This window comes from Mucilaginibacter xinganensis (genome assembly GCF_002257585.1).
Lineage (GTDB): Bacteria > Bacteroidota > Bacteroidia > Sphingobacteriales > Sphingobacteriaceae > Mucilaginibacter > Mucilaginibacter xinganensis.
This window is the reverse complement of record NZ_CP022743.1, coordinates 300,621-312,105: the sequence shown is the minus strand read 5'-3', so window position 1 is coordinate 312,105 and position 11,485 is coordinate 300,621. Positions and strand designations below refer to the sequence as shown.

Sequence of the window (11,485 nt, the reverse complement as noted above, 5' to 3'; positions counted from 1 at the left end):
AAAAAGGAAGGTAATGAGCCAGAAAATAAAAATTAGCAGAACCAGCCAGCCGGCGACAATGCCGTAAAACTGGTTCCAGCTACGAATAAATGAGGGCAGTTCCGGATCACGCGTTGCCACGGCCCCTAACGAAAACGTTCAGGAAAAAACCGGCAAATAATAAACCAACAATTCCTAAAATAGGGATCAATATAAAAGTTGTATCAATAACTACTGCAGTAAAAATACCGGTAAGCAAGCCAACAAGGTAATATATGTAGTCGTAGCTTTTTTCTTCTTCTTCGTGGTGTGCCATAATGCTTTGTATGTTATGGGGCAAAAATAGCTGATTAATTGATGGATAACAATAGTGTGATATTATATTTTACTGTTCCCGCAGCCATTTAACCATGTGCGGAAAGCCGGGCGTATTCAACTCAACGGCTTTTTTTTTCTCATAGGCCATGCCGGCGTATTGCAGCAGCGGTAGGCCCACATCATAGCCGTCAGTAAAGTTTTTAATAATATGAGCGCCTCCCCCCTTATAGCCATTTTCGTGAAATACGATTGTTGGGTCTATTTTAAGGTGCACACATGCTGCATATGACCAAGCCTGCGCCATAATTTCGCCTCCCTGGTGCAGGTCGTTTTGAGGCAACGTGTCGTCCATTTCATTGCGGACATCCGGTGTCATAGTCGCAAGGTGTCCGGCCTCATGCAATATATCGCCGGGATATAAAAGTTTCTTTACGTCAACCACCAGGCTGCCTTTTTCTATTTTTAGCCCCGGTAAAAACGTAGGGCCTTCTATCGGCTTAACGATAACAGACAAGCCAATTTCTTTTAGAAAATTAAGAATGATATCAAGGTAATCGGGATCCATTATAAATAATGCTGTTAAGGAATAGCCTGCGCTTTTGGTTTGCTCAGTAAGTTTATAAATAGTCTGTATGCGCCCGGAACCCCCGCCGGCAATTGCCTGAAAAATGCGAGTGAAGTATAAATAAAACGCCCTTCGCCATAAGCTCCTGTTATCAGTGCGCCATTGTTTGGCGCTTCGCCCGGGTCGTTCATTTGTAATACCTGTTTATAGTTGGGGGCAATATCATTTACAAAATACAGTCCACGTTCCTGGATCCAGCCATTAAAATCATCCTGGGTTATTTTATTGGGATAGTTTAAAACCGGATTTTGTTCATCGAGAATTGTGATCTTTGCATTTTCGTCGGTAACACGCTGGTTTACCGGCTTAAAGGGATAAGGGCCAATTTGCTTGGTAACCAGGCCGCTATTGTTATTGTACTGGATCAGTAGGTTTCCGCCATTTTTAACATATTCCAGCAGCTTCGGCTGCTCAACAGCGAGGCGCTCATTTACATTGTAAGCCCGCACTCCGGTAACTATTGCATCGTAACCGGAAAGGTCGCCGTTCATGATCTCTTTTTCAGTCAGCTCATGCACATCATAACCTACCTGCCGCAATGCCTCGGGCACAAGGTCGCCGGCGCCGCTAATGTAGCCTATTTTTTTACCTGCTATTTTTAGGTTTATATCTATCAGTTTGGCTTGCGACGGCGGGAATAAGGTAATATTAGGGATATGATCATATTTTATATGCTGAACGCCCATTGAAAAAGCTTTCCCGTTAACGGTTGCAACTGCTTCCAAAACCGACGTTACAGGGCGGTGCTCTGTTGGGCTAACTGTAAAAGCCACCGTCCACTCATCACCTTTGGTTTTGCCCGAAAAATCAAATTTTTCAGGAACGATTTTCCAGCCCGCCAGCGATTTTAAGCTTATGCTGCCGTTGCTGTTTGTGTAGCTCCTTAGTTTTATGGTTACTGTTTGCGGATAGCTATTATTAAAAATATAATCCTGGCTGGCAATGTTGGCGGTTACCGGAGGAGCTATTTCAACAGGCTGATAGATCTCGCCGTTAACCGGTGTTACATATTTGTACGCCAGCCGGCGCTCAAACCGAATAGCTTTACCTTCAATAATAAATTCAAAAGTAGCGGCAGGCAAGTCTGGATTTTCCGGGTTGCCGACATATAGCTGCCCCGGAATATTATAAGTGCCAATGCTATGTGCAGTTTCAAGCCAGTAAGGCTGTGTAATTTTATCAGCTAATACTGTGCTGTTATAAGTTTGCAACTGGTTTGCCGGGATCACCAGGCTGTTAAATTTAGTTTCGGTTTGGTTTACACTAATGCTGTTTAACTTAACCTTATTGCTGTAACGATCAATTACCTGTGAACGCACATGAATACTATCGCCCAAAGCATAGGCAGGTTCGGCAACATAGCTTTCAAACCATAAGCCGGCACAGGATGCAATAAGGTTATCAAGCTCTTTTGCTTTTTGTGCACGCCAGTACACATCGCCAATTTTCTCTATTTTCCCAAGTAACTTCACCAAAGCAGGCACCGATTGTTCGGGATTATCGGCATCAAAACTTTTACTGATAATGTTTATTGCAGCATCAATGCTTTCGCCATCCTTTACCCTTTTCCAGGTAGTGTTTACGCCGTCCATTAAATCATTTTGCGGCGCATCGCCCAAAATGGTTTTAAAATACTCAAATGATTCGCCGCGCTGCCTTGCCGAACCAAAGCCCTGGGTTTTATGGTTACTGCGGCTCTCGGCAGCCAGCTCGCCATAGCCTTTACCCAGTGAAGGGTTATAAACGCCAACGTCAATCTTAAACTGGTCGGGGCTGGTGGTATTTGTGGTGCCAAAATTAAAGGTGTTCCAAAGTAAACGCCTGGCCTGCCACGGTTGCACATATTGCAATTGTTCAGGAAAACGTTTCGGATCGGCTGCAGCTGTAAAAGCTTCCTGCGCCAGTATCGCCGATGAGGTATGATGCCCGTGGCCTCCCTCGCCTGTAGTTGGGAACCGGCAGATAATTACATCGGGCCTGAACTTGCGGATCACCCAAACCACATCACTTAAAACCTTTTCCTTATTCCAGATCTTTAAAGTTTCTTCCGGCCCTTTCGAAAAGCCGAAATCGTTTGCCCGGGTAAAAAACTGCTCGGCACCGTCAACTTTCCGGGCTGCTAAAAGTTCCTGTGTTCGGATCAGCCCTAGCAACTCGCTTTGCTCGTTGCCTAACAGGTTTTGCCCGCCATCGCCGTGCGTCATAGAAAGATACCCCGTGCGGTAATGTTTTTCCTGCGCCAGGTAAGCCAGCAGCCGTGTATTTTCATCATCAGGGTGAGCTGCTACGTACAACACGCTGCCCAAAACATCCAGCTTTTTAAAATTCTGACGAAGGGTGGCGATATCAGCAGGCGGAGCAGTTTGGGCAAAAGAAAAAGAAGTAACAAACAATAAGGCGGCAATAAGTTTAAAGCGGTTCATATAAACAAATATATTGAAAGAAGTGGAAATACTTCGAAGCAGGAAAAGACCACAAGTCAGAAAAATAAGATTGTTACGAACGTCTGACTATTGCATGCTTAAATCATCGTTTTACCGGCGGCGCTAATTGCCGGATAATACCTTTATTGGTATGCTGAATATTATATCACCAGTAAAACAATATTTATTTGTTTTTTGTTAATCAAACGATTAATTATTTAACATTGATTATCAGTTGTTTACACAAACATTACATAAATATGATACTATCAATCAATCGTTTGATTAATTTTGCTCAACGAAAGAAATGGATAAAGAAAAGATAGATAAGAAAGACCACATTCTCGATGTTGCTGAAAAGGTTTTTTCAGAACACGGTTTTGATGGCGCTTCTACCCGGTTAATATCCGGAGAAGCAAATGTCAATATGGCAATGCTTAACTACTATTTTGGCTCGAAAGAGGGGTTATTTATTGCCGTTGTAGAGCGTAAAATAACTTCTTTTCAGGACATTTTACAAAATATAGGCAATGCCAGTGACATGAGCCCGTGGGATAAAATAGAGCGCTATATTGAAATATATGGAGAGAAAGTTGTTAATAACAACTGCTTCCAAAAGCTATTATACCGCGAAATGGGCATAAACCGACGGACGGACCTTTCTGATAAGCTGCGCAGTATTCTGATGGTAAATGTGGGTGAGCTTACTAAAATACTGGATGAAGGTGTAAGACAGGGTGATTTTAACGCGGATGTTGATGCCGCAATGGTGATTGCCACGCTTTACGGGACAAAAAACTATTTGCTAAATACACCCCTGATGGCAACTACGATGCTTGGTTTTGATATACAAGACGACAAATTAATGGAGGAAAAGCTAAAGCCACGGATAAAAACGTATATGAAACGACTTTTAAAAGCTTACTTAATGACTGACAATGACAACACAAAATAATAACACCGACCTACAACCCTTAAAAAGCACGTTGAAAAACTTCGTGCGGATCCTTATTCCTGCCATACTGCTCACGTTGTTGCTTGGCGCAGCTGCAAAAGCGCAGGACAGGGTGATTACACTTGACGAAGCCATTAAGCTGGGACTTGATAACAGCAAGGTTTTGAAGCTGTCAAAAAGTAAAATAGACCGTGCTGTTTCGCAGTTTAACCAGGCAAAAGACCAGGCGTTGCCCACCGGCAGTGCCAGCTTTGATTATAATAGGGCTCAGATCCCGGCAAATAAACTGGTTTTGGGCGATCAAAGTCTGTCGTTGCCTAAAAGTGCAAATGCCTACCTGGGAATAGTATCGCTTAATGAAACCATTTTTGGCGGTAATAAGCTAAAGTATGCAAGGCAATCAACAACGCTTCTTACCGAAGTTGCGCGTTTAGATGCCGACAATGATAAAGACCAGATCACGTATGATATTATAAATGCGTACTATAACTTATATAAAGTTTTGCAGAGCAAAAAAGTTGTTGAGCAAAATTTGAGTTCAATTGATCAGCAAATCAAGCAATCGCAACGTTTTTTTGACCAGGGTTTGGTTACCAAAAACGATGTGTTGCGTTTTCAATTGCAGCGTTCAAATGTTGAGTTGAACGGGATTGATCTTGAAACCAACCGTAAGATCATAAACTATAACCTCAATGTTCTATTGGGTTTAAATGAGGGTACCCAGTTAACAATAGCGCAAATAAATGAAGCGGACAGACAGGTTGCTCCGCTTGCTAATTACCTTGACACCGCAATGAGTAACCGTGTTGAGTTTAAACAGCTTGATTTGCGTACAAAGGTGGCTGAAACCAGCATCAAGAACATTCAGGCTAATACCCTGCCAACATTAGGTGCATCCGTAAGTGGCTATTATGTGGATGTTTCAGCAAACCCGCTGCCCAAAAGCGGCAGCTATATAACACCTATCACCTTGGGCCTGGGATTGAAATGGAATTTCTCTTCACTATGGACGAACAAAAACAAGGTGGCTGAGGCTAAGATTGACCGCGAGGAAACCATCATCAATAAAAGTATTGAACTTGATAACGTAAAAAAAGAAGTTAACCAGGACTATCAGAACTATACGATGGCTTTGGATAAGGTAAAGCTTTTACAAACCTCAATTGACCAGGCCGGCGAGAATAACAAGATACTGGAATCAAAATATAAAAGCAATATAGCGTCGGCAACAGACCGGGCAGACGCTGAAACACTACTGTACCAGGCACAGATCAATCTGGAATTGGCAAAAGCCGATGCAGGCCTGGCGTACTACACACTTTTAAAATCAACCGGAAAACTAAACAAATAATAATCACAACCAAACAATTCATAAAATGGCAAAGGCACAAGAAACACAAGAAAACGAACCGAAAAAGAAACCAAACAAGGTACTTCCCATTATACTGGGGATAATACTTATTGTGGGTGTTATTTTCGGTATCAAAGAATATATTTATTACGGTAAACACGTAGATACAGACGATGCGCAGATTGACGGCGATATAAGCCCGGTAGTTGCCCGTGTTGGCGGTTATGTTGACAGTATCTATTTCCAGGAAAACACCCATGTTAACAAGGACCAGGTACTGGTAAAAATTGACGATCACGATTACAAAATTAAGTTGGAGCAAGCGCAGGCTGCCGAAACAGGTGCAAGTGCAGGCATTAACGTTGGCCAATCACAAATTTTTGCAAATGCAGCCAATTCTTCAAGTGCAAGGGCCCAGGTAGCCTCTGCAGCAGCAAGACTTGAAAAAGTTAAAAAGGATTATGACCGTTACGCAAACCTGGTAAAGGATGGTTCAATTACGCAACAGCAATTTGACCAGGCAAAAGCGGATTTGCAGGTAGCACAGGCTAACTACAGAGCAGCGCAGGATCAGTATAAAGCAGCGCAGGAACAAGTTGGTACTACCCGCAGCCAGTTGCAGGTTACGCATACAGGTGTAAGCCAGAAACAGGTTGATGTTGATTACGCCAAATTACAACTTAGTTATACCATTATCAAATCACCGGCCGGCGGCATTGCTTCAAAAAAGAATGTACAGGTGGGCCAGTTGGTACAGGCAGGACAAACTTTGTTCTCCATTGTTAATGATAACAGCCTTTACATTACTGCCAACTTTAAAGAAACACAGCTTGATAAGATCCGTAACGGTCAAAAAGTAAATATTGATATTGATGCCTATCCTGATCTGAAACTGCAGGGAACTGTTTACAATTTTGCACCGGCAACCGGCGCTAAATTTTCTTTGCTGCCGCCGGATAATGCTACCGGTAACTTTGTAAAGGTTGTGCAGCGGATTCCGATTAAAATAAAGATCAGCGGATCAAAAGAAGATTTGGACAAACTGCGCCCGGGCATGAGCGTAAATGTATCTGTAGTAGTGAAAGACTGAGTTTAAGTCAGGGGGCTTAAGTTTAAGCGGGCGTCAGATTTTTCTGGCCATGCGTTACGGGCTTAAGCACAAATAAAAAACTAATAAAATGGCTGAAACTGGCTTTAAAAAATGGATCATTACTATTACGGTTATCGTGGCTTCGTTATTGGAGCTAATTGATACCACAATAGTAAATGTGTCGCTGCCTGTCATCCAGGGAAACCTGGGTGCCACACTTGAAGACGTAGCGTGGGTTGTTACCGGCTATGCCGTTGCAAACGTAATTATACTGCCAATGTCTGGCTGGCTGGGAAGCCGGTTTGGGCGCAAGCAATATTTTATTACATCTATCATCGTATTTACCATTGCCTCGTTTTTATGCGGCAATGCGACCAGTCTTGACGAACTGGTTCTTTTCAGGATCATACAGGGTGTTGCAGGCGGAGGGTTAATTTCAACCTCGCAGGCTATTCTGGTTGAAACCTGGCCGCGCGAACAAATAGGTACCGCCACAGCATTATTTGGTTTGGGAGCGGTTGTCGGGCCTACTGTAGGGCCAACAATAGGCGGCTATATAACTGACCATGCCTCATGGAGATGGATATTTTATGTAAATATTCCCGTTGGAGCTGTTGCTGCATTCTGCGCCTATACCTTTGTGCGCGAAACACCAAAGGAAGGAAAAGGGAAACCGGTTGACTGGTGGGGTATTGCCCTGCTGGCAGTAGCCGTTGGGAGTTTACAAACCATCCTTGAAAAGGGAGAGTCGGAAGACTGGTTTGCAAAAACATACATCTTGGTACTTACCGTAACCGCTGTAATAGGAACCATATGCTTTATATGGCGCGAGCTGAGTATAGAACACCCAATAGTTAACTTTGGAATCATGCGGCATCGAAGTTTCTCGGTGGGGATGTTTACGTCCTTTGTGCTGGGCTTTGGGTTATATGGATCGGTGTTTGTGTTCCCGGTATTCTGTCAAAATTTATTGGGATTTACCGCCCAGCAAACAGGCGAATTGTTATTTCCGGGCGGGTTATGTACCATTATCATGATGCCATTTATTGGCAAAATGTTAAATAAAGGAATTCCGGCGCAGTTTATGGCCACCGCGGGTATGTTTTTGTTCTTTGTGTTTACCACAATGCTCAGCAATTCAACCCTTAGTACCGGACAGGGCGACGTGCTGATCCCGCTTTTAATAAGAGGTGTAGGTATGGCATTGTTGTTTGTTCCGCTAACTACACTGGCCATTGCCGACCTGAAAGGACCGGAACTTGGGCAGGGAACCGGGTTAAACAACATGATGCGCCAGTTGGGCGGCTCATTTGGTATCGCCGTTTTAACAACTATTATTCACATTCGTTCGGGAATTCACCGCGACAACCTGATTACAAACGTTAACCCGTATAATCCGGCGTTTACCGAAAGGCTCAACATGCTGACACATGCCTTTATGGCGAAGGGAAAATCGTTGTTAGACGCGACGCACATGGCTTACGCCGCTATTGAAGGTGCTGTAATAAAGCAAACGCTATTGTTAACTTACGATGATGCCTACTGGATTTCCGGACTCGTAATGCTATTCTCAATCCCGCTGCTTTATTTGCAGCCATTTAAGAAAGCAGTAAAGATGCCTGTGGATGCCCATTAACGACAAAAAGCTGTTCATTGTAACATGAACAGCTTTCCCCAAAAAACTACAATTAAAATTTTATTTTCACCCCGGCAACAAATTATAACCTCTGATTCCGGGAGCTTAATCTAAGGTCTAAATGTACAGTTTTTTAGGTGAAATACGCAAATTTTATTGGCGATAGAAATAGGATTTATGAAAAATAAATGAAATTTAAGCCAGATGAAGCAGGGAATAGGTTTGGTTTTATCTATAATTTAAAGGTTAATTTTTTTTTCGAGAGCCTTTTGCCTCATTTTTAACCTGTTAATTAAGCATAACACACATAAAAATTAAAATTTTATAAAAGCACTTGTGTAAAACAAAAAGGTGCGTATATTTGCAATCCCAAACGGAGTGGTAGTTCAGCTGGTTAGAATACATGCCTGTCACGCATGGGGTCGCGGGTTCGAGTCCCGTCCATTCCGCAAAAGAGCCATAAGGCTTATAAAAACGCTTAGATTTCAGGTCTGAGCGTTTTTTTTTGCCTCAAAATTGCACAAAATGTAACACATAATCAGATCACCAATATATTTATTAAGGACGCTTCTGCTCAGATTCAAAGTTTTGTTTAACAAAATTACAGTCCTGAACCAGCAATTCCATCTACCGATGCCGTGACATCGACCGCTGCTAATTTCGGCTGTTGTTGAGAATGTTTACATCAAAACCGTGCGGGATTACTTGGTTTGTCCAGCCTTAAAGAACAGAATGATCGCTACAACCAGCGTAAAAACAGTATACCAATCAAAGACAAGCCACTCTGCATTTTTAGCGAAACCAGATTCGGCAGCAATATTATTAACTAAAATAGGACAATAACATAGTCCGAAATCTTTCGCTATAAATGAAGAGCTCCGTCTCCTAATTAGTTTACGTGGCGGTTTTTATTTGATAGGATTTTATTAATTCCCGATCAGCTTTCCAGGATCGGATGAGGGGCAGGCTTCCTTTCGGAGGTTGTTTAATTATTTAAAGGCAACCTGAAGCAAAAAGCACTTCCCTTGCCCTGCTCGCTTTCAATACTGAAACTGCCTTTGTGTTTTTTAATAATTTCTGCAGAAATGTAAAGCCCCAGGCCAACCCCCTGGAAAAGCAGGGCTGTTTCGCTAACCCGGTAAAAACGCTGAAACAACTGATCAATGTCTTTTTTAGCAATACCTATTCCATAATCCCGCACCTTAACAGCAATATTATTTTCTTCCAGTTCGGCACTCACAAGTACCTGGCTGGCATTTGGAGAGTACTTAATGGCATTGGTGAGCAGGTTAATCAACACCTGTTCTATCCTGAACTGGTCACCGGTATAGAAAATATCAATTGAGTTTTCCAGGCGGATCTCATGTTTAACGGAGCTTAGCTGGATATTAGCGATGCTGTTGGTTAAGGCATCAGGAAAATAAAATGCCGCAACGTTAAGGTCTATTTGCCCGGAATTGATCTTGGTCACGTCCAGCAGGTCTTCTATTAATTTCTCCAGGCGTTTTACGCTGTGGTTGGCATTTAATATAAAGGGATAGTTTTTATCGGTTTTGCTGGTGGTTCTTTCCAGGAGCTGGTATATGGCTTTAATGTTGGTTAGCGGTGTTTTAAACTCATGACTCACGATATTGAAAAACTCATCCTTTTTGGCTTCAGCCGCAGCCCTCCTGTCTTTTTCCAGTTTCTGAACCAACAATTCCCGGTTGGCGACAATAAGTTCAGCCGCGCGCTTCCCTTTTTCTTCATCCTGGAAGCCTAATTCTTTAAGGGCAATGATCAGTTCGGCGGCCCGCTTTTCTTTTTCTTCGTCCTGGAAATCCAGTTCTATATTAGCCAGGATCAATTCGGCTGCGCGTTTCCCCTTTTCCTTGGTCTCAAAAATCAGTTCTTTGTTGGCGATTACCAATTCTGCCGCGCGTTTTTCCTTTTCCTTATTTTGAAAAACAAGTTCTTTGTTGGCAATAATCAACTCTGCAGCGCGGTCTTCTTTTTCCCGGTTTTGAAAGATAAGTTCAGTATTGGCCAATATCAGTTCAGCCGCGCGTTTTTCCCGCTCGCGATTTTGTACCTCCAGCTGGGTGTAAGCTATAACCAGTTCAGCAGCACGTTTTTCCTTTTCAGCATTTTGAAATATAAGCTCCTTGTTGGCGATAATCAGCTCGGCGGCCCGCTTGGCTTTTTCTTCGTTCTGAAAATCCAGCTCCATATTCGCTATCCTCAGCTCTTCAGCACGTTTGGATTTTTCTTCATTTTGAAAATCGAGTTCAATGTTAGCGAGGATCAATTCCGCTTCGAACTTGGCTTTCTGCTGGTTAGCTGCAATTAACTGATCTGAAAGGGTCTTGATATTCATAGGTGGTTAGCAAGGTACCGTTAATATCGCGCTATTACTATTATAATGGAAAATAGTGTAACCAATTGTTAAACAGGCTGTTTTGTTAGCCTTTCATTCCTGCCGAATTGGGGGATTCAGGGTCAAATCATTTTTACCTGATGTTTTTACGAATACGGCTCAGCGAGGTAGGCGTTACACCAATAAACGAGGCAAGGTACTTTTGGGGGATCTTTTGAATATAGGGCGGCTGGGTTAGCAAATTAAGGTAACGCTGCTCTGCCGAGTCGCGCTGTAAGGCGGTAAAGCGGTCGAGCAAGGTTAGCATGGCATCTTCCCAGAAACAGCGCATCATTTCCTGCATCTTTGGATGTGTATGATATAGTTTATTGAGTTCGGTTTTAGGCAGGTATAAAATTTCACTGTCTTCAATGGCTTGCAGAAAATACCCTGAGGGCTTTTCGCTTATAAAACTGTAGATGTCAATAGCAGATGAGTTTTTGAAGGCAAACCAAACAGATACCTCAATCTCATTGGCAACATAATATAAGCGCAGGCAGCCTTCCTGCACAAAAACAAGGTCTTTGCAGGTATCACCTTCACTTAGTAAAAAATCGTTCTTTTTAACTTTGCGGCTTTTAAACCGGCTTACAATGTTATCAAGTTCGGCAGTTTCAAGTTGGGTATATTGGGTAATAAAGTTTTTAAGCCCGGCAGACATAGCGTTTATATAGAATTTTTAAAGATAGCGCTAAGGGTTTATAAATGGAAAT

General features: G+C 42.7%; 9 protein-coding genes and 1 tRNA gene. 5 read left to right on the top strand and 5 right to left on the bottom strand.

Annotation, left to right across the window (positions count from 1 at the left end; translation table 11 throughout):
• Positions 1–106: 106 nt before the first annotated feature.
• From MuYL_RS01435 to MuYL_RS01425, 3 genes are all read right to left on the bottom strand, one after another.
• Positions 107–295, bottom strand: coding sequence for a hypothetical protein (locus tag MuYL_RS01435; RefSeq protein ID WP_094568831.1), 189 nt, complete (start codon positions 293–295; stop codon positions 107–109).
• A gap of 69 nt (positions 296–364) precedes the next feature.
• On the bottom strand, positions 365–862 hold the full coding sequence (locus MuYL_RS01430) for a hypothetical protein (RefSeq protein WP_094568830.1): 498 nt from the start codon (positions 860–862) through the stop codon (positions 365–367).
• A gap of 14 nt (positions 863–876) precedes the next feature.
• Positions 877–3,345, bottom strand: a complete 2,469-nt coding sequence (locus MuYL_RS01425; RefSeq protein ID WP_094568829.1) for a PIG-L family deacetylase — start codon at positions 3,343–3,345, stop codon at positions 877–879.
• Positions 3,346–3,652: 307 nt separating this feature from the next.
• Here MuYL_RS01425 and MuYL_RS01420 point away from each other — a divergent pair, with 307 nt between their 5' ends.
• The 5 genes from MuYL_RS01420 (at position 3,653) to MuYL_RS01400 (ending at position 8,826) form a co-directional block, all read left to right on the top strand.
• Positions 3,653–4,300, top strand: a complete 648-nt coding sequence (locus MuYL_RS01420) for a TetR/AcrR family transcriptional regulator (protein WP_094568828.1) — start codon at positions 3,653–3,655, stop codon at positions 4,298–4,300.
• Positions 4,284–5,651 carry a TolC family protein gene (locus MuYL_RS01415; protein WP_094568827.1) on the top strand — a complete coding sequence of 456 codons (1,368 nt, stop codon included), beginning with the start codon at positions 4,284–4,286 and terminating at the stop codon, positions 5,649–5,651. Before MuYL_RS01420 ends, MuYL_RS01415 begins: the two co-directional genes overlap by 17 nt.
• A gap of 25 nt (positions 5,652–5,676) precedes the next feature.
• Entirely contained in the window at positions 5,677–6,741 is a 1,065-nt protein-coding gene (locus MuYL_RS01410) for an HlyD family secretion protein (RefSeq protein ID WP_094568826.1), read from the top strand.
• A gap of 88 nt (positions 6,742–6,829) precedes the next feature.
• Positions 6,830–8,377 carry a DHA2 family efflux MFS transporter permease subunit gene (locus MuYL_RS01405; RefSeq protein WP_094568825.1) on the top strand — a complete coding sequence of 516 codons (1,548 nt, stop codon included), beginning with the start codon at positions 6,830–6,832 and terminating at the stop codon, positions 8,375–8,377.
• A 375-nt stretch (positions 8,378–8,752) separates the two neighbouring features.
• Positions 8,753–8,826, top strand: a tRNA-Asp gene (locus tag MuYL_RS01400).
• A 536-nt stretch (positions 8,827–9,362) separates the two neighbouring features.
• Here MuYL_RS01400 and MuYL_RS01395 read toward each other — a convergent pair.
• Both MuYL_RS01395 and MuYL_RS01390 read right to left on the bottom strand, forming a co-directional pair.
• A complete protein-coding gene (locus MuYL_RS01395; protein ID WP_094568824.1) occupies positions 9,363–10,733 on the bottom strand; it encodes an ATP-binding protein in 1,371 nt (456 codons plus the stop codon).
• A 133-nt stretch (positions 10,734–10,866) separates the two neighbouring features.
• Positions 10,867–11,433 carry a Crp/Fnr family transcriptional regulator gene (locus MuYL_RS01390; protein WP_094568823.1) on the bottom strand — a complete coding sequence of 189 codons (567 nt, stop codon included), beginning with the start codon at positions 11,431–11,433 and terminating at the stop codon, positions 10,867–10,869.
• Between the last annotated feature and the right edge of the window lie 52 nt (positions 11,434–11,485).